General features: G+C 36.0%; 24 protein-coding genes. 2 read left to right on the top strand and 22 right to left on the bottom strand.

The features are described from left to right. Positions 1-46 precede the first annotated feature (46 nt). The gene (locus tag A2530_RS08555; protein ID WP_294883129.1) at positions 47-1,510 is read left to right on the top strand and encodes a hypothetical protein; all 1,464 of its coding nucleotides are present in this window, start codon (positions 47-49) and stop codon (positions 1,508-1,510) included. Positions 1,511-1,550: 40 nt separating this feature from the next. Here A2530_RS08555 and A2530_RS08550 read toward each other — a convergent pair whose 3' ends face one another. The 3 genes from A2530_RS08550 to A2530_RS08540 all read right to left on the bottom strand — a co-directional run bounded on the left by A2530_RS08550 (position 1,551) and on the right by A2530_RS08540 (position 4,079). Further along, positions 1,551-2,411, bottom strand: a complete 861-nt coding sequence (locus A2530_RS08550; RefSeq protein WP_294883131.1) for a hypothetical protein — start codon at positions 2,409-2,411, stop codon at positions 1,551-1,553. A gap of 86 nt (positions 2,412-2,497) precedes the next feature. Beyond that, complete coding sequence (locus A2530_RS08545; RefSeq protein WP_294883133.1) at positions 2,498-3,739, bottom strand: DEAD/DEAH box helicase; 1,242 nt, start codon at positions 3,737-3,739, stop codon at positions 2,498-2,500. A 115-nt stretch (positions 3,740-3,854) separates the two neighbouring features. After that, on the bottom strand, positions 3,855-4,079 hold the full coding sequence (locus tag A2530_RS08540) for a hypothetical protein (RefSeq protein ID WP_294883135.1): 225 nt from the start codon (positions 4,077-4,079) through the stop codon (positions 3,855-3,857). Between the two features lie 120 nt (positions 4,080-4,199). Here A2530_RS08540 and A2530_RS08535 point away from each other — a divergent pair, with 120 nt between their 5' ends. After that, positions 4,200-4,682, top strand: a complete 483-nt coding sequence (locus tag A2530_RS08535) for a hypothetical protein (protein ID WP_294883137.1) — start codon at positions 4,200-4,202, stop codon at positions 4,680-4,682. A gap of 77 nt (positions 4,683-4,759) precedes the next feature. On the opposite strand, the gene A2530_RS08530 is transcribed toward A2530_RS08535, so the two are convergent. The 19 genes from A2530_RS08530 to A2530_RS08440 all read right to left on the bottom strand — a co-directional run bounded on the left by A2530_RS08530 (position 4,760) and on the right by A2530_RS08440 (position 23,477). Beyond that, positions 4,760-5,641, bottom strand: coding sequence for a DMT family transporter (locus A2530_RS08530; protein WP_294883139.1), 882 nt, complete (start codon positions 5,639-5,641; stop codon positions 4,760-4,762). A gap of 106 nt (positions 5,642-5,747) precedes the next feature. Beyond that, positions 5,748-6,467: a penicillin-binding transpeptidase domain-containing protein gene (locus A2530_RS08525; RefSeq protein WP_294883141.1), complete on the bottom strand. Its 720-nt coding sequence runs from the start codon at positions 6,465-6,467 to the stop codon at positions 5,748-5,750. Between the two features lie 4 nt (positions 6,468-6,471). After that, positions 6,472-6,696, bottom strand: coding sequence for a DUF2798 domain-containing protein (locus A2530_RS08520; RefSeq protein WP_294883142.1), 225 nt, complete (start codon positions 6,694-6,696; stop codon positions 6,472-6,474). 52 nt (positions 6,697-6,748) lie between these two features. Beyond that, positions 6,749-7,747, bottom strand: coding sequence for a RhuM family protein (gene rhuM, locus A2530_RS08515; protein ID WP_294883145.1), 999 nt, complete (start codon positions 7,745-7,747; stop codon positions 6,749-6,751). A gap of 11 nt (positions 7,748-7,758) precedes the next feature. Continuing rightward, positions 7,759-8,598, bottom strand: a complete 840-nt coding sequence (dinD, locus tag A2530_RS08510; RefSeq protein ID WP_294883148.1) for a DNA damage-inducible protein D — start codon at positions 8,596-8,598, stop codon at positions 7,759-7,761. A 106-nt stretch (positions 8,599-8,704) separates the two neighbouring features. Continuing rightward, on the bottom strand, positions 8,705-10,315 hold the full coding sequence (locus A2530_RS08505; protein WP_294883150.1) for a type I restriction-modification system subunit M: 1,611 nt from the start codon (positions 10,313-10,315) through the stop codon (positions 8,705-8,707). A gap of 12 nt (positions 10,316-10,327) precedes the next feature. Continuing rightward, a complete protein-coding gene (locus A2530_RS08500) occupies positions 10,328-11,398 on the bottom strand; it encodes an AAA family ATPase (RefSeq protein ID WP_294883152.1) in 1,071 nt (356 codons plus the stop codon). Next, complete coding sequence (locus A2530_RS08495) at positions 11,395-12,393, bottom strand: virulence RhuM family protein (RefSeq protein WP_294883154.1); 999 nt, start codon at positions 12,391-12,393, stop codon at positions 11,395-11,397. The genes A2530_RS08500 and A2530_RS08495 overlap by 4 nt, the downstream gene beginning before the upstream one ends. A 223-nt stretch (positions 12,394-12,616) precedes the next feature. Next, positions 12,617-14,086, bottom strand: a complete 1,470-nt coding sequence (locus A2530_RS08490) for an ATP-binding protein (RefSeq protein ID WP_294883158.1) — start codon at positions 14,084-14,086, stop codon at positions 12,617-12,619. Next, positions 14,083-14,220, bottom strand: coding sequence for a hypothetical protein (locus A2530_RS08485; protein ID WP_294883160.1), 138 nt, complete (start codon positions 14,218-14,220; stop codon positions 14,083-14,085). The genes A2530_RS08490 and A2530_RS08485 overlap by 4 nt, the downstream gene beginning before the upstream one ends. 26 nt (positions 14,221-14,246) lie before the next feature. Continuing rightward, positions 14,247-15,290 carry a DUF4917 family protein gene (locus A2530_RS08480; RefSeq protein ID WP_294883162.1) on the bottom strand — a complete coding sequence of 348 codons (1,044 nt, stop codon included), beginning with the start codon at positions 15,288-15,290 and terminating at the stop codon, positions 14,247-14,249. A 2-nt stretch (positions 15,291-15,292) separates the two neighbouring features. Continuing rightward, positions 15,293-16,456, bottom strand: coding sequence for a restriction endonuclease subunit S (locus A2530_RS08475; RefSeq protein WP_294883163.1), 1,164 nt, complete (start codon positions 16,454-16,456; stop codon positions 15,293-15,295). Continuing rightward, positions 16,446-19,394 (bottom strand): type I restriction endonuclease subunit R, encoded by a 2,949-nt coding sequence (locus A2530_RS08470; RefSeq protein ID WP_294883165.1) that lies wholly within the window; start codon positions 19,392-19,394, stop codon positions 16,446-16,448. Before A2530_RS08470 ends, A2530_RS08475 begins: the two co-directional genes overlap by 11 nt. Positions 19,395-19,539: 145 nt before the next feature. Next, the gene (locus tag A2530_RS08465) at positions 19,540-19,887 is read right to left on the bottom strand and encodes an MmcQ/YjbR family DNA-binding protein (protein ID WP_294883167.1); all 348 of its coding nucleotides are present in this window, start codon (positions 19,885-19,887) and stop codon (positions 19,540-19,542) included. Between the two features lie 31 nt (positions 19,888-19,918). Beyond that, positions 19,919-20,329, bottom strand: a complete 411-nt coding sequence (locus tag A2530_RS08460; RefSeq protein WP_294883169.1) for a DUF3995 domain-containing protein — start codon at positions 20,327-20,329, stop codon at positions 19,919-19,921. A gap of 56 nt (positions 20,330-20,385) precedes the next feature. Then, positions 20,386-20,913, bottom strand: a complete 528-nt coding sequence (locus A2530_RS08455) for a hypothetical protein (protein WP_294883171.1) — start codon at positions 20,911-20,913, stop codon at positions 20,386-20,388. Next, on the bottom strand, positions 20,910-21,362 hold the full coding sequence (locus A2530_RS08450; protein ID WP_294883173.1) for a GNAT family N-acetyltransferase: 453 nt from the start codon (positions 21,360-21,362) through the stop codon (positions 20,910-20,912). Before A2530_RS08450 ends, A2530_RS08455 begins: the two co-directional genes overlap by 4 nt. Positions 21,363-21,366: 4 nt before the next feature. Continuing rightward, positions 21,367-22,203, bottom strand: coding sequence for a methylated-DNA--[protein]-cysteine S-methyltransferase (locus tag A2530_RS08445; RefSeq protein WP_294883175.1), 837 nt, complete (start codon positions 22,201-22,203; stop codon positions 21,367-21,369). Positions 22,204-22,214: 11 nt separating this feature from the next. Continuing rightward, positions 22,215-23,477, bottom strand: a complete 1,263-nt coding sequence (locus tag A2530_RS08440) for a serine hydroxymethyltransferase (protein ID WP_294883176.1) — start codon at positions 23,475-23,477, stop codon at positions 22,215-22,217. Between the last annotated feature and the right edge of the window lie 132 nt (positions 23,478-23,609).

Genomic DNA, 23,609 nt, shown 5'->3' with positions numbered 1-23,609 from the left:
ATTTCTATACCGTTATATATATATTTATACTACGAAAAGGAACGATATGAAAAGGAAAGTTTTGCACAACTGTATAATATCGGCAATGCTTCTTAGCACAACCCTAAGCGCTTTGGCAGATGAAGCTTTACCCAAACGAACGCTAAAGAGCAATTATGTAGAAGTTTATAACCAAAAACCTAAAGTTGCAAATAATTTTTACGAAATGTTCAAAGAGGGAGATTTTTACGGAAGGCTTCGCTCTAATACTTATTTCTTGAACTGGGAAAAAGAGAATGCGACTCAAAAAAATTACGTAGCCGGCGGTTTAGGAGGTTCACTTATTTACCAAAGTGCGATTTATAATGATTTTGATTTTAAAACGGGTCTTTATTATAGCCGCGGATTTGTAAGTCTTCCCGATAGCGATATATCAAAATTAAAATCAGCTAAAGACGTATTTAGCCGTTTTGACAAAACAAATACAGGCTCTGACGATATAGCCGTTTTGGGACAGGCATATCTTTGTTACAGCGGAATTAAAGATAGCCAAATAAAGGTCGGGCGACAGCTTGTTGAAACCTTTTTTACAAAGTCAAACGATATTGCAATGATTCCAAATACGTTTGACGCAGCGGTTTTTTCAACAAAAGCGCTCCCAAAAACATCTATGACACTTGCTTATATAACGGAACAAAAAACCCGCGGGCAGAGCGATGCAAATTCTGTTTTAATGTACGGAGATTCGGCCTATTCATCATCACTAAATCCTGCATGGAGTACAAATGACGACAATGCTATGCATAAAGGTTTAACCTACACAGCGCTAAAAACAGCAGGAAAACCAACAGACGCACCGCTAATTGTTCTTGATGCGCATAACAGTTCAATTAAAAAGTTAAAAATAGATGCCGCATATTACAGTGTTTTGAAACTTGTATCAGAAGCTATGCTTGAGGGTAATTATAAAGTTAATTTAACAAATGATTTTTCAATAACTTCAGGTGTTAGGTACATAAAACAGTTTGATAACGGCGCGGGAGAAGTAGGAGGTGCGGCGATTGACGCGACACCTAGCGGTTATAAAGACCCGACTTCTTTAAATTCTCAAATGGCTATGGCTCGTTTGGTAGCCGAATATAAAAACTATAAACTAAGATTTGCCTACTCGCAAGTAATGGACGAAGCGGATTTGATATCTCCGTGGAGAGGTTTTTTAACATCCGGATATACATTTTCCCTAACTCGTGTTAATTGGCTTGCAAATCAAAAAAGTGCGCAAGTGGAGCTGATGATTAATGCAAATACTACAGGCATGTATAAAGATTTATATATGCGTTTTTATGCGACACACACCGATGCAGATGAAAATAAGGGTCATTATGACGAAAACTACTACTATGCAGGTTTTGTACAAAATATACCTTCAATGCAGGATTTGCAGTGGCGTCTAAGAATAGGTTATCTTGATACTAAAAAACCTTATGCCGACACTCTTGATACACGTTTAGAACTAAACTATCTGTTTTAAAAGCATGAGCTAACGCTCATTGCTTTTGTTTTTTAGATGCTTACTTACTCTTGCGTGAAAACATATTGTACGCACCCGTTCCGACTATTAAAAGAGTTACGCCCACTATTAGATAAAAAGCATTGATAAGCTTGCTGTAATCATCCAAAACAATCTTAAATACAGCCATCAGCGACTCAATAGACAGTGCAATAATAATAGAGGTAAGAAACTTACTAAGTGTTTTACTTTGCGAATCGTTACCGTAATTAAATGTTTTAAATAAAACGTCATTCTCTAAAATATTTTTTGCCAAATCATAGATGGCGAGACCAATTGTAATCGAAATTACGGATGTAAATATCTCATGCATAACTGCTTCTGCAGTGTTTTGAGTAAAAAGCATGTGAAAAAATATAAATCCGCCGTATAAGATTAAAAACACGGAGACGATTGCCAATAAAATACCGCCGCCGCCCATAATGTATGTATTGATTTTCTCAAAAGCGCTGTTATGCTCAATCAAACGAAGCTCTTCTAAGAGCTTTAACATGTCAAAATCTACGACAATATAGCCATCGCCGTTACGTTTTACTGCCGTTAATGTAGGTAATCCTGTTGCGTGATTAAGGTACGGATTGCTAATATGTATAGACTCTTCTTGGAAACTGACCCATTTAAAATAAAAAGATTTATCTGCTCCATCTCTGCTATCGTCCGTATATTTTTTACCTATACTCGGTGTAGATTGAACAAACTCGGCATTAACACCATATATAATTTCGGCAGATTTTTCATAATCAAAAAAATGGGTCAAATCTTTGATACTAGTTGAAGTCGGATAAAAACTCTCCATAGTTGCACGAACATAATGCTGAACGCTGTTTTTATTTTCCGTATAAATATTGATAATTCGTTTCATGAAAACTCCTTTAAATGAATTTTCAATATACGTTATATCATCCCTCTGGTTAATAGCACTACACTATAAAAATCTACTTGACTTTTTTAAGTTAAATTTTGTCCTGCCGCGGCTTCTCTTGCTCTGTCCTTTTTGCTTTTGCCTTTACCTTTAACAGGCTCTTTGCCCTTCTCTTTTTTTGGTGCTTCTCCTAAAAGCTCAAAGCCCTCTATCTGCTCTCGCTGCAACTTTATATTTGAGCGCTTTTCTATTAGGCGAAAATGCGCCTCATCTTCATGGTCTATAAACGAGATAGCGATACCTTTTTTACCCGCTCTTGCAGTTCGTCCTATGCGGTGTATATAATCAGCAGCAGAGCGCGGAAGGTCAAAGTTGATTATACATGTAATATCGTTGATGTCCAATCCTCTTGAAACTAAGTCGGTTGCAAAAAGGATTTGAAGTTTTTTTGATTTGAACTCTTCTAACGTATAGTTTCTATCTTCTTGATACAAGTCGCCGTGAAACGACTCAGCCCTGAAACCATGTTTTCTGAATTTCGCGGCAATATTCTCAGCGGCTCTTTTGCTTGACATAAATACAAGTACAAGTTCATATTTTTGACTTTTTAGCAGATGTCTAAGAAGCGGTGCGCGGTTTTCGCGCTTTACCAAAATGGCACGTTGGGTTATGCTATCAACCGTCGGCTCTTCATGCTCTATACTAATTTTAATAGGATTTTGTGTAATTTTTGAAGCGATAGAGAGCATTTTAGGAGGATATGTAGCTGAAAAAAGCAGGTTTTGGCGCTTTTTCGGCAGGGCTTCAAGAATCAGCTCAAGCTCCTCGGCAAACCCAAAATCAAGCATTTTATCTGCTTCATCAAGAACAAAAAAATCTACATGTGAGAGATTCATCTGCTTTTTACTCAAAATATCAAGAAACCTTCCTGATGTTGCCACTAGAACGTCACACCCTTTTTGGATGGCAAAGAGTTGCTCACCTATGCCTTCTCCGCCGATTACACCTACTACTTTTGGTTTTTTACTCATAAGTGAACTAAAAGTATTAAAGGTTTCGACTATCTGCTGAGTCAGTTCTCTAGTAGGAGTCAAAACTAACACTTTTATCTTTGCTTTTCCCTCATAGCTGTTACGAGACAAAAGCTCTAAAATAGGCAAAACGAAACTAGCACTCTTCCCACTTCCCGTCTGAGCTTTTGCCATTATGTCATGACGCTCTAACACAAGCGGAATCACTTTTTCTTGAATGGGAGTCGGTTTACTAAAGCCGCTTTTTTCTACTACATGTAGTAAATTTTGTGAAAGTCCGAGTTTTGAAAACGGCATCTGATATCCTTCTCTTATTTAAGCGTATTTTAGGTAATTTTGCCTTTAGGAGATATTTTAGAGGTGTCATAAGTCAGTTCGTAGTAGTTGTTATTGTTGTAAGAAAACTCTTTTATCACTTAGGACCAAGCTTTCTGGTATGCGCTTCGTAGGAGCGTGGATTTATCTTGTTTATAAAAGTTACCAAGATTGGGTATTTTTTTGACATTCCTTCTCTTGCAAAGTCAAAAATCTCCTCCAAAACTCCGCTTCCTCTTACACTTTTGTCTATGCAAACAGAACCGTACTGGTAAGAGTTGTCAATGCTTAATTTTTGTCCTAAATATTCTAGATTTGGCAATAAATAAGCTGCCTTTATTTAAGCAATTATAACAATATTGGAATTATTATTGCTTGTTATATTTTAATAAAAAAGAAATGTAAAATCGTTTAAAGAACCTTTAAAATCAAAGGAGTAAATATGAGCATACAATCAATTCCCGTTAGCTCGTTAATAGCACTTGATATGCCTCAAAAAAAACTTTTTGATTCAAACATAAAAGAGATAAAAAATACCCTTGAAGACCCTAGCGAATCACAAAGGCAACAGGCGCTTGAACAACAGGCACAAACGAAAGCACATACCGTTTATCGCTCAGGAAACAATATCATAGGAGTACTTTGGAGTGACGGAAGTACTAGTTTTGGCAGTAATTCATCGACAGCAAGAGAAGCTATAAATAGTGCATATAATTCTAACGAACTACAAAACCTAAAGGGTGAAGCTTTAACAGAAAAACTTGCACAAATTATCGACAACGCTTTTTCAAGAAAATATGGCTCTGGAATTGATGTCCAAACTTATACGTCAAACGATGCACCAAATCGGGGATACATATCACATCAAGTCGATTGGATGCAAGACTATCCCTTATCAAAGAGACTTAGTAGTATTTATGCCTAATAGATAGGTCTTTCCCACCTGCTGTTTATGTTTAATTGTCATCTAAAATAGCTATTAAAGAACTTTTTTGTTGCATTTTAAACCTTTTTCATATTAAACAGCATAACGGCTAAAAAAGCAAGCAAACAGCCGATTATTGTGGACAAAGCTATGTTTTCATCATATACAACCCAGCTTGAAACAATAGCACCGATAGGAACTATAAACATAAAAACTCCCGTTCTATGCGCTCCTATCTTGCCTGCCGAAACAAAATAGAGTGCCGTACTGAATGTTCCGGGAAATACTCCTATAAAGATGATTGTGAACCAGAAAACACTATCATAAGCATCAAAATCAAACGGATGATGAGGCAGCGCAAATATCATATTTATAAAGCCTGTTATACCAAAAACAACAAGCGTATAAAACATAGGGTCTGCTTTTGTAGAAGCCTTGTGCGAAAGAATGGTAACAAGCGCCCAGACAATCGCACATCCTAAAAAGTATGAGCTTTGGATATTTAAAAATGCAAATCCCTCAAACGGAACTCGAAGCAATATAAGCGCTCCGAAGATGCCAATTGAGAGTGCCACGACTTGTCTTGTCGAGACTTTTGTACCCAAAATAGCGATGGACATCAAATATGTAAAAATAGGTGCTAGAGAAGTAACCATAGTTCCGCCGTAGCCAGCCGCTCCGTGCGAGAGTCCTGCGAAGAAGAGGTAGTTAAACAAAGATGTTAAAATCCCTGCTCCAAACATATAAACGAGTCCGATTCTATCGGTTTTTAACGGTGTTTTAAGATACCAAAGCAGAGGAATAAGAGCTATAAAAGATATGGCATATCGCCAAAAAGCGGCAACTTCGGCGTTTGAATGTTCTGCCGCCATCTTACCTGCAGTCCATGCAACACCCCATAGAAGCATCGCTACAATCATGCCGATAAAATAACGCTTAGTGTTTTTTGTGTCATTCATTATATATCAGATTTGCCTTTTTAATTTAAAGCGAATTATACATACTGTTTTAGTTACAATATTCCACAAAAATCGAAATAAATACTTTGGAAAATTTTGTAACCACTCATCTTTTCAAATACTCCAAAGCAATTTTTTTTGCCTCCGTTCCATTTGCACTTTCACCTTTTATATTAAAAGCAAAAACGGTAGTTTTGTCATGGTTTTGCATAAAACCCACAAACCAGCCTACCCCTGCGCAGCTTCCCGTTTTTCCGCCAAGCAGGTAAATATCGTTCTTTTCTAAAGTGATAATATCCTTAGCCTTATCCATTACATGTTGTGGAAATACTAATTCATTACGCATAAGTCGTGAGAGAAAATCAACTTGTTCATTTAGAGAGATTTTGATACTTCCACTGCCCAGCCAAAAGCCCTCAAGTGAGCTTAAAATATCCATATTTCCATAATTTACGGCTTCTACGCTTTTTTTCATCTGTTCTTTACCAACCCGCCGTGCCAACTCTTGATAAAACCAAACGGCAGATACCGCTATGGCAGAACGCATCGAGTGGTCTTTGTTCCACACATCATACTCACGCTTCACTCCGTCCCATTTAATGACCTCGTTTTCATCTTTTACTACTTTGCTATCAAGAGCTATCATCGAGTTTAGGATTTTAAAAGTTGAACACGGGCTAAGTCTCTCATCCGCTCTGCTTCCAAAAACTGTTTTTTCTGAGCTGTTTAAATCTAAAATAACAGCACTTCCGTCATACTTGCCGAAATTCGGCTCTTTGGCAAACAGAGGTAAAATCAGTATAAAAAAGATTACTATTTTAGACATTTTTTTATCTTGATGCAATCTTCATCGCAAGTTTGCGAGCAAAAGGAAATACAAGCAGTATTGTCGGAAATGCGATTACATACGCAACTAACCACGCATGTATCCAAATTGAGACAAAATTATCTACTAACCCTAAATTAATAAATGTAATTGCTCCCGACATGATAAAACTCATAAATCCTGAGAGCAACAGTGCCTGAACCTGATGAAGATATTTTACTGAAACCATTTTTTTTCCTTTACCGTTTTTTATGTTGTAGCTCTAAAAGTTGTTTGTCTATCTATTCCCCCAAGATATTTACTATCAGATTTATCACGGTTTCTTTTTGTTTTGGGTCGCTTTTGGCAGTCATGAGTGAAAGTGCCACAAGGGCGTTATCGTTGATTTTTAGCTCACCGCTATTTTTATAAAGCATATTGTTTTTAGACAAAAAGAGTATGAACATAAAAGCACCGATGCGTTTGTTGCCGTCATTAAACGGATGCCCTTTGATGATGTAGTAGAACAGATTTGCCGCTTTCTCTTCTACGCTAGGGAGCAGATCGACGCCGCCAAATGTTTGGTAAATATTTCGCACTATTCCGCTAAACTCTCCAGCCTTTTCTCGCCCAAAAAGTTCTGTGGCTTCGCTTTTTTTCATTAGCTCATGTTTGAGCTGTGCGATAGCCTCTTTTGCCTCATCAAAATCCAAAACAAACTTTGCCTCTTTTGTCTCGACATTTACATGTAAAGAGTCCTCATCATACCCTTGCAGAAGTGACCAAGTACGAGAGTAGTTTAGTATTACATCCAACAGCCCTTTGGCTTCATGAAGTTCAAGCTCACTTTGTGAGATAGTATTTTGCAGGAGCGATATAGTCTCGTTTAACTCTTTGAGCCCTTTTTGCTCCAGCCTTTTTTGGTTAATAGCATAGCCGTTTACTAGATACTCTTTTAAGACTTTTGTTGCCCATACTCTAAAGCTTGTAGCTCTTTTGGAGTTTACTCTGTAACCAAGCGAGATAATCATATCTAGGTTATAAAACTCTACTTCCCGTTTAACTTCTCTTTTCCCCTCTTTTTGAACTGTTTCCATTTTGGAAATAGTTGAACTATTTAGTTCTCCATCTGCAAGAATATTTTTTATATGCTTATTTATCGCAGGAACATTTACATCAAAAAGCAAAGACATCTGCTTCTGACTCAACCACACAGTATCGTTTTCAAGCGATACATCAAGCTTTATCTCTCCGTTTATATCTTTGTAGATGATTATGTCTGACTTGATTTGATTATTCATTGCCTTTTTCCTTATTTCAAACTGTCTTTGCTATCCAAAGTTTTTTTCTTTTCACTAGCAAGTTTTCTCTCAACTTTTTTTATATCCTCTTCGGGCTTTACATTTTCGGGAACAATACCACGAGAGATGAGGGTTTCTCGTACCGCTTTATTGTTAGTTACATGTTCATTTGAAATTTGATTTTCATTTTTCATATTCTTTTCTTTTGCATTGTAGATGGTGATTTCCGTTGCAAAATCTTTTGCTTTGAGTAAAATTGTCGGCATAAAATCGGCTAAAGGTTTGTTTTTAATATTCCATCTCTCTTTCATTTGTGCCATTGTGCGGTTAAAAAGTGCTTGATCGCCTTTGCTTCTAATGAGTGCAAAATTCTCATTGCCTCCCGTTTGTTCAAAAATAACTTTTGATAGTTCTTTTTCTGTTTGAGCTAATTTGGCTCTAGCTTCCACTCTCTCATTTTCCAACAGTCTTTGTTCAACAAGCTCAGCTTTTCTTGTTTGAAGGGCAAAGTATGTTTGTGCAAAAGCAATCTGCTCTTTTTTGCTCTCACCGTTTTGGGCTATAAGATAACACGCATAACGTGTAAGCATGATGTCATCGACCTCTTTTATCGCACCAGAGCCTATTTCAACCATTTTGTTGACGTCAACAAAATGGTCTGCAATATTTTGACCAGACACTTCACAAGCTGTTTTTGCTTTTGAGATAGCATTTTGAAAATTACGCCATTCGGTATAGCCTAAAAGATGCTGCAAATCTCTCGCCAACCAAAACTCGACACCGTCATCTGTTTTATTTACAAAATCTTCAAAGTTTTGAGTTAAGCTGTGAATAAGCTCTTTTTCTATCATCTATATGCTCCTAAAAAATCAAATAATTACAAACATACTAGCAAGAAAAATGAAGAGTTATAAAATGTATGGCTATTTGTCATGTAAGTTATCGGTGTTATATTAACTAGGGCAATAAATCTAGTTTAAGTAGTTTTAAAAACTCATTGTGCTCTTTTATATATTTCGCTATATCTTTTTCCAAATCTACAAGTTTATTATGCTCTTCTTTCAAGTCTATTTTTCTCTCATCTTTTGCCGTACTGATGTATCGTGAAATATTAAGGTTATAGCCCTCTTCTTCGATGCGTTCTAGTGATATTCGCTTAGAGTATCTCTCCTCTTCTTTTCTATATTGATAAGTAGAGACTATCTTTTCAACATGTTCTGGGAGTAGTTTATTTTGTCTTTTACCTTTTTCAAAATGCTCACTTGCATTTATAAACAGAACATCATCAGATTTCTTACATCTTTTAAGCACTAAGATACATACGGGAATACCAGTTGAGAAAAACAGATTTGAAGGCAGTCCGATAACCGTATCGATATACCCTTTTTCTAATAGTTTTCGTCTAATCTTTTCCTCTGCACCGCCACGAAACAGTACACCGTGAGGCAAGATGATTGCCATCGTTCCATCATCTGCCAAAAAGTTAAATCCATGAAGCAAAAATGCAAAATCAGCCGCAGATTTTGGTGCAAGTCCATAAGAAGCAAAACGAAAATCTTTAGCCATCTCCTCTTTTGGATCCCATCTATAACTAAAAGGTGGATTTGCCACAATAGCGTTAAATTTCATCTGTTTGTTTGGATTTCGTTCTTGCAATATATCCCAGTCGTTTGTTAAGGAATCACCGTGAAAAATCTCAAACTCATTATCTTTAACACCGTGAAGCAGCATATTCATCCGTGCGAGGTTATAAGTAGTTATATTTGACTCTTGACCGTAAATCTTTCCGATGGTTCCATCTTTACCCAGATGCTTTTTGACATTTAAAAGAAGTGATCCAGAACCACAAGCAAAGTCAAAAACTTTGTCAAGTCTGCTTTTTTTGCCCGTGCGGGGGTCTTGAGCATCAAGGGTAACAATTTCAGATAAAATAGTAGAAATCGCCTGAGGCGTATAGAACTCTCCTGCTTTTTTGCCGCTTCCTGCGGCAAACTGTCCTATGAGGTACTCGTAAGCATCGCCTAATTTATCGCTATCAGTTGAGAACTCTTTAATCCCATTGGCGATTTTGCTGATGATGTCGCAAAGCTTTTTGTTGCGGTCGGGAGGAGTTTTACCCAGTTTTTCCGAACTTAGGTTTATCTCTGAAAAGAGACCTTGAAAACTACTCTCAAATGACTCCTCTTCAATATGTTTAAACCCTTTCTCTAGTGTTATAAACATTTCTGCATCATGTGTGCGTGCCATCTCGGCGATACTATCCCATGTGAACTCCGGAGGTATGACATAGTGCACTTTTTTGCGCATCATCTTTTCAAACATATTTACGTCGTCGGGATTTTCGTCATACCAAATTTGCAAAGGAATCGCTTTTGAATCTTCTTCTACTTTTGGGTAGTCAGACCCAAGCTCTTTTTTTACAGCGTTTTCATAGTTGCTCGATAGATAACGCAAAAATAAAAACGAAAGCATATAGTCACGGAAATCATCCGCATTCATAGACCCTCGTAAATCATTAGCTATATCCCAAAGGATTTGACCCAGTCTGTTTTTTTCTTCTTCGCTCATCTATTTTTCCATTTATATTTTAAATTCGTATTTATTAATTAATTTTTCTAAAACCTCATTAAAAGTTGTCACATTATCAGGAACCATTTGAACTGTTTGATTATTGTATATTTTTTTATGAGATTCTGCATTTATTAAATCAGCAATTCTTGAGGCATCTTCCAATTCAATTTTTCCCAATACCGCACTAAAATTGCCATAACCTAAAAATGAAGAGATATTTTCAAGAACTTGTCTTAATAATACAAAGTGATATGTTAATAGTTTTTTTTCATCTTTTGCTTTTTTTAACTCTCTTAATAAAAAAAGATGATAAAGATACACACCACTTTGAGGTTTTTCTAACAATAAACCATTTTCTTTTTTATTTAAAAAGAATATCTCAAAAAGTGGAATACGATTTTTATAAAATTTATCCTTATTACTTCCCTTTTCAAACCAATCTGCCAAAATTGAAAATAACCCTAAATGATGTGTAGTTACAATAATTTTTCTTTTTTCAAAATGTTTTAAGATTAAATCAAAAAGCGTTATTGCCGTTACAAAAATATTATGATCATCCAAGCTTGAAACAGGGTCGTCAATAAAAAAATGTTTAGACTGTTCATCTGCCCACCCTTCAACTTCAAAGAGTGCTAAAAAGAAACACCAAACAAATATACGCTCTTCACCTCTTGAAATTTTTATATTTGTATCTTCATCTTCTGGCATAAAAAAAGTAATTGATTCAATTCCTCTTTCTGCATCATTTATCTCAAATCTAAAATCATATTTTGGATTATATGGTTTTAATTTTTCTCTAATTTCTTCTTCTGTAAATAAACTATGAAATTTACTTAAACTACTATGCAGTACTTTTAAACGAATATTTTCTTCATTATTTTCATTATCATTATCCCAGACAAATAAATCTTCACTAAAAGCATTGTAATAAACACCTGAATGTTTATCACCATTTACTTTTTTTGTTTCATCTTTATATGAGACGGATAGTCTAGTTTTACCTGTGGCATTAAACGCATAAATAAGTACGATATTTTCTTGTAATGAAACTAATTGATTTGCTACATCTGATAAATTCATCGTTTCTTCACCTTCACTTCAATCTGTTGTAACTCTTCTAAGTCTTGGTTGTCCGCTTCTATAGCTTCTTGTTTTTTTCGTTTTTCATCAAAAGTTTCATAAACAGATTCAACCATTTTTTTCATCTGCTCATTGCTAACACTTCCATGCCCTTTGAGCACCTCTTTGTCATTGAACTCGATAATACGGTCGATATTCTTTTTCCAAAAATCCATCGTAATATCTTGACGGTTTTTTGCTCTAAACTCTGCCGTTTCTAAAAATATGACAACAAGACGGTTGAGACTATCAAGCTCATCTTCACTTAAATAATTTTTAGAGATATAAATATCCTGCTTTCTAACAATTGACCCTTTAAAACTTGTAAGTGCCATGTTTAACTCTGATGCATCGGCACGGCTTACGATAATTTCCGCCGCTGTTTGTCCCGTAATAGCAAAGAGCAGTTTGTTTTGAGCTTCGGCATAGAACAGTTGCGTAGCTTTATCACTGGCATCATAGTCGCTACTTAGTTTAAAAAGGTCTCGTACTTTTTGGTAAAATCTTTTTTCGGATGAGCGGATGTCTCGGATACGAGCCAAAAGTTCATCGAAATAATCAGGTTTGCCATCTGGATTTTTAAGCCGTTCATCATCCATAACAAACCCTTTTATCATGTACTCTTTGAGGTTGTTATTTGCCCATATACGAAACTGTGTGCCGCGTTTACTTCGTACTCTAAACCCGATGGCTAAAATCATCTCAAGCGAATAGTAAGCGACAGAGTAGTTTTTGCCATCACGGGCAGTTGTCAAGTAATCCTTGACAACTGAATTTTGCTCTAATTCTCCCTCTTCAAAAATATTTTGAATATGCAGACTGATATTTTGTTTTGTCGTCGCAAAAAGCTCGGCTATCTGAGCTTGACTCATCCACGCCGTGCCGTCTTTTGCAAGAAGTGAAACGGAAGCTTTACCGTCTGCGGTGTTGTAGATGATTATGTTGTTTTCATTCATTTTCTTACACTCCCTAAAGTTCCAATCTCAAACTTTGAAAACGCAAACCACTTTTTGCCCAAATCTTTAATGTTTTGATTGGATATTTTTTTCATAAATTGCTTGTAAATCAAACAATCATCAAGCAAATTTATCACGTCAAAAGACTTGATATAGGCTTTTCTATATCTGTGTTCAGTAAAATTTAAGTTTTTAATGAAACAACGGTGAAGCAAATTTAAAATCATTTTGCCCACCATGGTATATACTTTCTTGCTTTGCTTCCAACACTCTCATCATAGATAAATATTTTTTTCTCTTTAAGCGTTTCATTAATGATTTTTGAAACCATAGAAATATTTTTTTTATCTATGTCAAATCTTTCTCTTAAAGAAGTGTTGGTCATATAGTCTCGTTGAATATATCTTAAACTCGCATGTTGATAACAAGCTCGCGTCTTATCTGATTTATCCATATCTTTAAGTTCTTTGTGAGCAAATAATATTGCTACCGTATGCTCATTGGTCGTTTCAAATATAGGAGCGGGAAGTTGATAGATTTCACTTTGCATTACTATTTTATCAATACCGCTGCCTCTCTCTTCACAAACACCGATTCGTCTCATAAAAGAAGCCAAAGCCTCATTTCGTGATTTTGGAGGAGAGTCTAAAAATCTATCGGTATCAACAAGTGGTGTTCCAGGATTAGTCACTTCAAAACGATTTGAAAAGATTTCAATCATTACAGAACTGCCTGTTTGAAAAAAATCTTGATGAATAATGGCATTGGCTACAATCTCTCTAATTGAGAGTTCAGGATACATTCTTATATTTTCTCTAAATGCCTGTTTGATAACTTCATTTGAAGGCAATATATTATTTATATAATCGATTAAGCCTTCAAATCCAACCGCATATCCTTTAGCACCCTCTCTCTCTTTGATGGTTTCAAATTTTGTATTATCTTTGTATTGTATAACTCTAATCGCTTTGCGTTTTAGATTGCTAAAGCTATTTAAATTTTTTGCAAAAAGAATAGCACCTAAGTTTGTTATGGAGTATTTTCCATTTTCAGTTCTCTTTATGAGGTCATCATTTGTTAAGCTTTCTAAAATAGCTTGCCTATTCTCTGGCAATGGCAAGTTTAACAGTTCAAAATATTTTGTATATTCTAAATAATTTAAAACTTCACTATCATCGATATTATCCACTGCTATCTGCTTTTCAAAAGGAATTCTGTCAAATACTCTCCAAAGTTCCCTCTCTTTTTCTGGCAACTCTTTTAACTTCTTTTTGTGAGAGTTTAGCCGTATATATTCCACCCCGCTGAAAGTAACAGGGTTGATATTGGCAGGTGCTATTTCTAGCAATACCACCTCCCTCTCATCTATCGTTACTTCATAAAATCTAAAATCTATTTTTGGAGTTAGAAGCTTTAATAGCCAATTTTCTAAGGCTTCATTGCCCTTGGTTGTAACTGATGGCTTAAAAGTAGTTCCAAGTATTTTGTGTGTTGCATCATCAATGCCCCATATCATATAGGCATTTGTTTTACTATTGAGTGCTGCTGAGTTTGATAAGGCACTTATATATTCGCCTATCATCTCTTTATCATCATTGTTGTGTTTAAACTCTAACCATTCCGTTTCATTTGGCTGTTTAATCAACTCTTTAATGAGAGATATAACATAGTCGTTACTTCTAGTTATGCTCATTTTGGCTCATTCCTTTTTTTTGCTATCTGGGCTTGACTCATCCATACCATGCCGTCTTTTGCAAGAAGTGAAACAGAGACTTTACCGTCTGCGGTGTTGTAGATGATGATATTTGTTTTGATTTGATTAGTCATTATTTTAAGTTACCTATTTCCATTATTCATCTCCAAACTTTTGCAGTTTTATAATCATAAAAATAAACTTTTTTAGCTTTTTTTAACTTTGAAGACTGCTCTATAAAATCATCAAATTCTTTAGCTTCATCCTCATTTGATACACCAATATAAATACTTGTTACTTTACTTTTTAATATTGCTTTTCTTATGTGTATATCGTTTCTTTTAAGCAATGTTCCAAAAATCACTAAACTACTATTTTGTGTTCCAATACTTGCTAAGCTTTTATAGCAATGGTTCAAATAAGCATTATGAATAATCTTCGCTTTTTTTTGTTCACTTGTGCCTTCTGATACAAAAATCGGATAAATATCTTTATTTAAATTTTCAAGAGTTTGTTCTTTTAATGACTTGTCAGTTCTTGAATATGTATTTTTTATAATTTCACTTTTTTTATCAAAAATATGTAATCCTCCATGTAAAAAATAAATATTTTGAGATGCTCCATCATTACCAAATACTACATAATCAGTAGTTTGTTCATGCGGGTCATAAAATCCATCACTAATATCTAAAGCAGAATCTTTTATTCGTTTTTCCTCTATGAAGCTTTGAAGCTTGATGCAACTCCAATAAAGTAATAAATCATAATTTAAAGTATAAACTTTCTCAAAATTTTTAATAAAATTAGCACTATTAAAAAATTTATCATCAGAAATCTCTGTTATTTTGTCAGGGTGATTATTTGTAATAACATCAACAAGATATTTTTTCAAAGACTTAGAATCATCTAAAATCTTTTTTTCATCAATTTTTGATAAAACTCCATAGGTTTTTAAAACTTTAGTAGATGTTTCTAATAGTTTAACAACCTCTTCAAAATCTTTTGTATCAAATTGAGTAAAAATTTTATAAATTGGACTTTCTTTAGTTATCAAGCCTCTATCAATAGCATTATCAAGTAAGCTTGTAAACGAAAACCTAGCAGAATTAAATGCCATACTAAAACCATTGCCAATCAATAAATACTTTTTTTGCTCTCTAATAGCTTTTAAAACATCGTTATAATCTATCATTTTAAAACTCATAATTAACCTTCACTCCTTGGAAAAAGCTGTTGCATCAGTCCTTTTTTATGCTCTTTTAGGGTTTCTACTTTTTTACTTTGTGCGGTGATAAGTTCATCGATGGAGCTTAAGCAATCGGCGATTTTTTGTTGTTCGTTTAGTTTTGGAATATTTATTTTTAATTTCATCATTATATTTGCATTTAGTTTTGCACGACCACCACCAACCAAAAAAGGCTCTATATTAATTTTAGAAATAGCAAATTTCAAAAACCTATTATATGCAATATCTTTTTTTGCTTGAAGAACATGAGCATGATTATTTACCCAAATTTTGCCATTCACATATTGTATTGGATAATCTTTTAGGTCATTTGCACCATCCTCTGCAACAAGAATAAATTCACCATCATGAGTATATCCCGATACATAACCCTGTATTCCATTTGCACCGTAATAAGGAGTTTTACCTGCAATTCTATTTATGGCTGATACTGGAACTCTTAAATTATCATATCTATTTACTACCTCATCTAGTATTTTCTCTTCCCACTTCCCACTATTTTCAAACTCAGGAAATCGTAATTTTGGTATTTCTTCGCCGTCGGTGGGGAAGAGTTGTTGCATGAGGGCTTTTTTGTGTTGTTTTAGTGTTTCGCACTTTTTAGTCGATGCCGTGATAAGGTTATCGATAGAAGAGAGACAATCAGCGATTTTTTGTTGTTCTTTTTCTTCCTTTGGAGTTTCAACTTTTACTCTTTCAAGATTTTCGACCGATAATCCTGGCTGTGCTTGACCTGTTGCATATTGATTCAAATCTAAGTGAATTAACTTGTAGTAAAGCCAATTTGTATCTATATGCTTTTTTGGTGTTACAACTACAGCATGTTCCGTTGCATGAAACTTATTTGATGCAAATGTAACATTTCCACATAAAGCACCTTGCCTACCAATAAGAGAATATTCGCCATTATGCGTATGTGATTTTGTGTATCCACGTAAGCCATTACCGCCATAGCAAGGATATAAGCTATCATTTATTTTTTTTTCATTTATTTCAGAAGCACTAACAAATTTTCCTGCTTGCATTTGGCAAATATCTTTTAGTTTATTCTCTTCCCACTCCCCATCATTTAAAAACTCAGGAAATCGTAACTCAGGTATATTTTTCACTTGTTTACTCTTCATAAGCACTCAACCCCGATATCTCATATTCACCTGCTTGTTTTTTAAGTAGCGGTATCAGCTTACTCATCATCTGAGCCTCTTTTTTGGCGCGCTCTTTCCACCCAAGCTCTAGCGGAGCAAAGAGGTCACTGAGTATCTGGGCATCAAAGATGAAGCGTGTGAGGGTCAGATTGACGAACGCTCCCAGTGCTTTTTTGTCCAGTCCATAGTTTGCGGCTATCTCATCAATCTTGTTAGATGACTTTTTGGCTTTGAAGAGTTCATAGCCTATCTTAATCTCCTCTTCGTTTAGGACCTCTCCCATTTTGAGCGTTTCGATATACGCTTTGATGTCTTCTACTTCACCCATGAACTTCGCATCGGATTCTATGAGTCCTATGAGTTGGCTTTTATTCATCTTCTGTTTTTCGCTTGATGTGCCTGTATATTTGGCAATGAGGCTCATGATATAGTCATAGTCGATGACCGCACTCGCAAAAAGAACAAACTCAAAATCAAGCTCTTCGACTACACTAGAGACATCATCTCTGTTTTTGCCTTGAAGTGCTTTGAGCTTTGCGGCGGTTTCGAGATAGGCACCTTTAAAAGCTCTCAGCGTATCTTTTGGGATGACCTCTTCGATGATTTGCTTGTTTTCTTCACTAAGGTCGGTGTATTGATCAAGTGAAGTTTTGAGTCGTTGCACCGCTTTAAAAAGGTTGATAAATCGTGCTTTATCCTCATCGCCTTGGAGGTTATGAACCTGTTCAGGGGTGTTTTTAAGCCCTTTTGAAATCATAAAACTTTCCATTGCACTTACAGCATTGTCAAGTTTTTCTATCACCACGGGGGCAGACTCTACAAGCCATATTTTTTTGGCTTCTTCTTTGAGGTTTTTGCCTGAAAATCGCACCATCGCTTTATCTACTTCATCCTCTTGTGCTCTAAAATCCAAAATATTTCCATACGGTTTGGTATCGTTGAGGATTCTGTTTGTTCTGCTAAATGCTTGGATAAGTCCGTGGTATTTTAGGTTTTTATCGACATAGATGGTATTGAGATATTTAGAATCAAATCCCGTGAGAAGCATATCTACGACAATGGTAATGTCTATCTTGTTTTTGTGAGGGTAATCCGCGTTTGAGTATTGTTGGTCTTTGATGCGTTGCTGTACATCTTGGTAGTAGGTGTCAAAGTTGTTGATGTCGTGGTTTGTGCCATACTGAGCGTTATAATCGTTTATGATCTCTATGAGCGCTTTTTTCTTTTCGTTTGGTTTTACGGAGTTGTCTGCTTTTTCTTGGGGCAAATCCTCTTCGAGTTGTTCGATGTCTTTTTTGTTTGTTGCATTTGAGTCTAACACTTGAACAGGCGGAGAGAAAACACAAGCGATGTTAAGAGAGTGTTCCATACTTTTAAAAAGTCTATGGTACTCGATGGCATGGTTGATGGAAGATGTGGCAAGTATGGCGTTGAACTTTCGCTCTTGCGTTGCTGCGTCGTGCTTGGCTATGATGGCTTCTACAACTGCTTTTTGGCTGATAGTATTTGTCTGTGTTTGGTTGTCTGCTTGGTAATAATCTACATGAAAACGCAAAACATTGTCATCTTCTATGGCGTTGGTAATCGTATAAGTATGCAGTTCGTTTTCAAATAAATCTTTAGTTGTTTTGATGGTTTTTTCTTCACCGCTTATCTCGGTGTAGGTGGAGTTTTCTATAAATATAGGCGTACCCGTGAACCCAAAAAGCTGAGAACGAGGGAAAAACTCTTTTATGGCTTTGTGGTTCTCTCCAAACTGGCTTCTATGGCACTCATCAAAGATAAATACCACGCGTTTATCGCTTAAGAGTTCTAAGCTTTTTTTGTAACCGTTTTTGCTATCGAGTGCGATGCCCAGTTTTTGTATGGTCGTGACAATGACTTTGTCGTTGTAGTTATCTGAAAGGAGTCTTTTCACGAGTGTGTCGGTGTTGGTGTTCTCTTCCACGCATCCATCTTGAAACCTGTTAAACTCTTCTCTTGTTTGACGGTCTAAATCTTTTCTATCTACGACAAAGAGACATTTTTCAATGTCTGGGTTGTCTTTGAGAAGTGTGGAAGCCTTAAAAGATGTCAGTGTTTTACCGCTTCCCGTGGTGTGCCAAATATAGCCGTTGCCACTGTTTCGCTCTATGGATTTTACGATGGCTTTAACCGCATAGATTTGATACGGTCGCATCATCATAAGTTTTTGCTCACTGGCTACAAGCACCATATAGCGGCTTATCATTTCGCCTAAAATACATTTGGAAAGAAAAGTGTTTGTAAAATCGTTTAGAAGGTGTATTTTTTTATTTTTTTCGTCTGCATACTCATAAAGAGGCAAGAAACGCTCATCTGCATTGAAGTTGAAATGTTTCGTGTTGTTGTTTGCAAAATAGTAAGTATTGTGCTGATTGCTCACTACAAAAAGCTGCATAAAACAGAGCAGTGTTTTGGTGTATCCGTTACCTGCATCATTTTTATACTCGATAATCTGTTGCATCGCGCGGCGTGTAGAAATATCCAAAGTCTTAAGCTCCACTTGGACAAGAGGAATGCCGTTTATGAGCAGTATGACATCATAACGATGATAACTGTTGTCTGTGTTTATGCGGAGTTGATTGATAACTTCAAAACTGTTTTTGCACCAATCTTTTATATTTACCAGAGTGTAGTGTAGCGGTGTACCGTCGTCTCGCTCAAAAGTGTTGTATTCTCTCAATCGTTTAGAAGCCGTAAACACATCTGAGGTGATGATTTGGTCTAATACTCTTGAGAACTCTGCATCACTTAAATTGACAAAGTTGAGTTCTTGAAACTTTTCGCGGAAATTTTGGTTGAGTGCATCACGAGTACGGATATCAGGACGATAGGTGTATTTTTGTTCAATGAGTTTATTGATAAAATTTTGCTCTATGTTATTTTCTTTTGTCATGCTTTTTTCCATGTGACACTTTTACTTGTTTTAAATATTTTTTTATGAATTTATATTAAGTCTTAACAGTGTAAAGGATAGCATACGCATACTTGTAAAGGTATAAAACTGCGTATGGAATCCTTAGATATTTCATTATTTTTATTTATTTGAGCAACTCTTTTTGCCTCTTTGTAAGCTTTTCATACACAAGCTCATAAGAGTGGTCTATAAGCTCTTTTAAGAGTGTATCATCCACATCACCGCCAAGCGTTACAGTATTCCAGTGTTTTTTGTTCATGTGGTAGCCGCCTTTGATGGACTCATACAAAGAGCGGAGTTCTAGGGCGTAAATGGGGTCGCATTTTAGATTAACGGATATCGGCTCTTCATCCGCAGTAAGCGCAAACATTTTGTCGGCAACGCGATATACTCGCACTGTTTTATCAAACGGATAATCAAAACTTGCCCCTTTTTTCAAAAGCAGATAATTATCTAATTCTTTAAAGTTCATCTCTTTATCCTCTCAAATTTCAGATTTACAGTTATATATTACTCGCTAAAAAAGCATAAGCTAAAGCCAAATATAAACACAAAGGTGAGTAAAACAGCGTATCATATTTTGCAAAAGAAGTATTTTTTATCCTCTTAAAAAACCCAACCGTATTAAATTCTCCTATGCTCCTTAGTAAAAAAACTATACCGATAAACCATCCCAAATAGCTGTATAAATCATTGCTGTAATCATAATAAAGCTTATAGGCAACAAAAGCAAAACTTAATATAACGATGCCTACTAGGAAGGTTAAAGGTTTTGCTGGATTTAAAAGCCGTTTTCCATCAGGAGTTGTCGGAAGTGATTTATCTAAGCCAACCTTTCCGCCAAACACCCAGTAAAAGTGAAAAAAAGATATGACTATCAAAATAGTAATTGTACTTACGGCAATTAGATGCATATTGCTTTTCCTTAGCCTAAATATTTCAAATTTTATTATAACTTTATTTCACTAAATCAATAAAAAACTCTCTTCCACTCCTCAAGCTTTTTCTCACTATAAAACCGTGAAGGAGTAGGCAAAAAACCGAACTTTATATCGTTAGAGTCGCAAAACTCTTTTATCTTGTATATCTCTTTTTTTATACATGTAACGCTTTTGTCAAACGATTTTCTGGTAAAGTAAACCTCTTTTGTTGCGCCTTTCGAGAGACTCTTTATGATGTTATGGGTGTTATACTCTATAACGTTTGTTAGTTTGTCATCGCCATAGCTACATGTATCTTCTGGGTTCATCTCCACGCTTAGTATAAGGTCGCTTAGCTCTATGTCATGCTCTTTTAAAAACTCTTTTTGTTTTTGCACGTCACCCTTTAGACTCTCCTCGCCGAACACCTCAGGAAGCAGTCTCCAAAAGAAGTTCTTTGCCCTGCCGTAGAAGAACTCGGCATCGTTACATGTAACATCGGGATTGAACGTTCCAATGATAAGTATCTTTTTGCCTTGTAGCGGAAACAGGTCTAAAAATTTGTGTTTGAGTATCATTTGTCCATGACTTTTCTAAAGGGCATCATAGTTGATTTTACAAAACCATATTTTTCATAAAACTCATGGGCTTTGAAGTTGTCGCTATCGCTTAAGAGTGTAACACGCATACACCCTTTTGCTTTTATGCACTTTAACGCAAACTCCATCAGCGTTGAGCCGATATCCTGCCCTCTATGTCGCTCATCTACAATCATATCTTCCAAAATGGCTACTTTTGCTCCCAAAGCCGTTGATACGGTATATAAAATATTGACCATTGCGACTATTTTGTCGCCTTTTTGAGCAACGAAAATCTCTCCTATGTTCTCATCCGAGATGATTTTTCTTAAACCTCTCTCTTGCACCGCCTCATCGGGTATAAATTCCGCTTCTTGCGTAAAAAGTTTATTTAAAAGTCTGCCTAACTCTTTTACATCTTCCATCTTTGCGACTCTGCAAGTTATCATAAAATCACTCCTTGTTTTGAATCGATTCACAAGCGATGAGTATCTTTTTTCTCTCTATGCCCCATCTATAGCCGCTCATGGCTCCGCTTTTTGCGATGACTCTGTGGCATGGGATAAGATAGCCTATGTGATTTTTGCCAATGGCGGAGGCGACTGCTCTGGCGGCTTTTGGTTTTTCGAGGTAGTTTGCTATATCTTGGTAAGTGGCAACTACGCCGTTTGGAAGGTTTAAGAGTGCTTTCCAAACATTTACTTGAAGATTTGTTCCCTTTACAAAAAGAGAGTATTTTTTGTTTTTTATAAAGATATTTTCTAAGTATTCACGTGCCGCTTTTTCATCAAAATGTAGATTTGCATTTTCCCAGAGTTCGTTAAATCTTTTAAAAATCTCATTTTTATTCTCATCTATAAAGCCCAGATAACAAACTCCCTTATCAGTAAAACCGATAAGTGCCTCACCAAAAGGAGTCTGCCCATAACCGTAAGTTATAAGAACATCTTTTCCTTTTTCTCTCCACTCTTTAGGAGTTACACCTATTAGATTTACGAAAAGTTCATGAAGTCTGCTGCTGCTTGAGAGCCCTATATCCAAACTGCTATCAAGAATCGATTTGGACTCTTTTATATGCTCTTTTGCATAGTTTAGAGTAACGGAGTGCAAAAACTGTTTTGGCGTAACTCCCACATACTCTTTGAAAACTCTTATAAAATGAAATTTACTCATACCGATATTTTTAGCAATCTCATCGATTGACGGATGCTCTTTGAAATTTTCATCAATGTACTTGATGGCTTTTTCAATCTGTTTGTAGTTATCGTGCAGGAGTGAAATTTCATCCATTTTTAGCTCTTTTAAAAAGTTGATTTGTTATAAATCACAAAGCCCTTTGCTAACTCTTCTAACTCTTTGTTTATTTTTACATGTAGCTCTGTATCGTTTATATTATCCAAAACATCGCAGATTTTGTTTGCGATAAGTTCAAACTCTGCTTCTTTCATACCTCTAGCCGTTAATGCCGGGCTTCCTATGCGGATACCGCTTGTTATAAAAGGGCTTCTTGTGTCGTTTGGAACACCGTTTTTATTTACCGTGATTCCCGCTCTCTCTAGCGCTGCATCTGCATCTTTACCTGAGAAATCTTTGTCTAAAAACGACACTAACACTAAATGGTTATCCGTTCCGCCTGAGACCAAATCATAGCCTCTTTTTGTTAAAACAACTTCAAGCACTTTTGCATTTGCCTTTACTTGTTTTGCATACTCTCTCCATGATGGGTCTAATATCTCTTTAAACGCAACAGCTTTTGCCGCGATGACATGTACAAGCGGACCACCTTGAATACCCGGGAAAATAGCAGAATTTATCTTCTTTGCTATCTCTTCATCATCTGTCATTATCATACCGCCTCTTGGACCTCTTAGAGTCTTATGAGTAGTTGTTGTTACTACATGAGCGTGAGGAAATGGACTCATATGCTCGTTCGCTGCAACTAAACCAGCCACATGAGCGATATCTGCAAAAAGAAAAGCTCCAACAGCATCAGCAATTTCACGGAATTTTTTAAAGTCTATCTCTCTAGCATAAGCACTAGCCCCACAAACGATAATCTTTGGCTGAACCGCTTTTGCGATTTCTAAGATTTTATCATAGTCCATTCTTCCGTCTGCCTCAACACCATAAGTAAAACTTGAGTAGTTTTGCCCTGAAAAGCTAGGTTTGCTACCATGTGTCAAGTGTCCGCCATGACTTAAATCCATACCTAAGAGTTTGTCACCTGCTTTTAGAAGTGCCGCATATACCGCAGCGTTTGCCTGACTTCCTGAGTGTGGTTGAACATTTGCAAACTTACAACCAAATATCTCACAAGCTCTATCAATCGCCAACTGCTCAACAGCATCGGCATACTCACATCCGCCGTAATATCTCTTATATGGATAACCCTCGGCGTATTTGTTAGTAAAAACCGAACCCATAGCTTCCATAACTGCTGGACTTGTAAAGTTTTCACTGGCAATCATCTCTAAGTGGCTAGTCTGCCTCTTTAACTCGCCTTCTATGATAGAAAATACCTCATTGTCCGCTTGCTCTAAGTTTTTATTAGATATAAAACTCATTTTAGTACCTCCACTATTATTTTATTTTTAAAATAATATCTCATGCAAAGATATTTAACAATCCAAAAATTGCTATCTTTAAACTAATAATTTATTTAATAGTATCTCCCCAACCCATTTAACAATCATGTT

The organism is Sulfurimonas sp. RIFOXYD2_FULL_34_21 (assembly GCF_001830805.1).
In the GTDB taxonomy this organism is placed as follows: domain Bacteria; phylum Campylobacterota; class Campylobacteria; order Campylobacterales; family Sulfurimonadaceae; genus Sulfurimonas.
The sequence above is the reverse complement of the archived record's forward strand: the minus strand, read 5'-3'. Positions and strand labels throughout refer to the sequence as shown.

Coding starts and splice junctions, on each gene's coding strand:
- A2530_RS08505 (WP_294883150.1), bottom strand. CDS start 10,315: ATGAGCGAAGAAGAAAAAAACAGACTGGGTCAAATCCTTTGGGATATA.
- A2530_RS08535 (WP_294883137.1), top strand. CDS start 4,200: ATGAGCATACAATCAATTCCCGTTAGCTCGTTAATAGCACTTGATATG.
- A2530_RS08445 (WP_294883175.1), bottom strand. CDS start 22,203: ATGGATGAAATTTCACTCCTGCACGATAACTACAAACAGATTGAAAAA.
- A2530_RS08485 (WP_294883160.1), bottom strand. CDS start 14,220: ATGACTAATCAAATCAAAACAAATATCATCATCTACAACACCGCAGAC.
- A2530_RS08475 (WP_294883163.1), bottom strand. CDS start 16,456: ATGAAGAGTAAACAAGTGAAAAATATACCTGAGTTACGATTTCCTGAG.
- A2530_RS08525 (WP_294883141.1), bottom strand. CDS start 6,467: ATGTCTAAAATAGTAATCTTTTTTATACTGATTTTACCTCTGTTTGCC.
- A2530_RS08440 (WP_294883176.1), bottom strand. CDS start 23,477: ATGAGTTTTATATCTAATAAAAACTTAGAGCAAGCGGACAATGAGGTA.
- A2530_RS08520 (WP_294883142.1), bottom strand. CDS start 6,696: ATGGTTTCAGTAAAATATCTTCATCAGGTTCAGGCACTGTTGCTCTCA.
- A2530_RS08450 (WP_294883173.1), bottom strand. CDS start 21,362: ATGATAACTTGCAGAGTCGCAAAGATGGAAGATGTAAAAGAGTTAGGC.
- dinD (WP_294883148.1), bottom strand. CDS start 8,598: ATGATAGAAAAAGAGCTTATTCACAGCTTAACTCAAAACTTTGAAGAT.
- A2530_RS08545 (WP_294883133.1), bottom strand. CDS start 3,739: ATGCCGTTTTCAAAACTCGGACTTTCACAAAATTTACTACATGTAGTA.
- A2530_RS08460 (WP_294883169.1), bottom strand. CDS start 20,329: ATGCATCTAATTGCCGTAAGTACAATTACTATTTTGATAGTCATATCT.
- A2530_RS08455 (WP_294883171.1), bottom strand. CDS start 20,913: ATGATACTCAAACACAAATTTTTAGACCTGTTTCCGCTACAAGGCAAA.
- rhuM (WP_294883145.1), bottom strand. CDS start 7,747: ATGAATAATCAAATCAAGTCAGACATAATCATCTACAAAGATATAAAC.
- A2530_RS08530 (WP_294883139.1), bottom strand. CDS start 5,641: ATGAATGACACAAAAAACACTAAGCGTTATTTTATCGGCATGATTGTA.
- A2530_RS08555 (WP_294883129.1), top strand. CDS start 47: ATGAAAAGGAAAGTTTTGCACAACTGTATAATATCGGCAATGCTTCTT.
- A2530_RS08500 (WP_294883152.1), bottom strand. CDS start 11,398: ATGAATTTATCAGATGTAGCAAATCAATTAGTTTCATTACAAGAAAAT.
- A2530_RS08480 (WP_294883162.1), bottom strand. CDS start 15,290: ATGAGTTTTAAAATGATAGATTATAACGATGTTTTAAAAGCTATTAGA.
- A2530_RS08490 (WP_294883158.1), bottom strand. CDS start 14,086: ATGAGCATAACTAGAAGTAACGACTATGTTATATCTCTCATTAAAGAG.
- A2530_RS08465 (WP_294883167.1), bottom strand. CDS start 19,887: ATGAACTTTAAAGAATTAGATAATTATCTGCTTTTGAAAAAAGGGGCA.
- A2530_RS08470 (WP_294883165.1), bottom strand. CDS start 19,394: ATGACAAAAGAAAATAACATAGAGCAAAATTTTATCAATAAACTCATT.
- A2530_RS08550 (WP_294883131.1), bottom strand. CDS start 2,411: ATGAAACGAATTATCAATATTTATACGGAAAATAAAAACAGCGTTCAG.
- A2530_RS08495 (WP_294883154.1), bottom strand. CDS start 12,393: ATGAATGAAAACAACATAATCATCTACAACACCGCAGACGGTAAAGCT.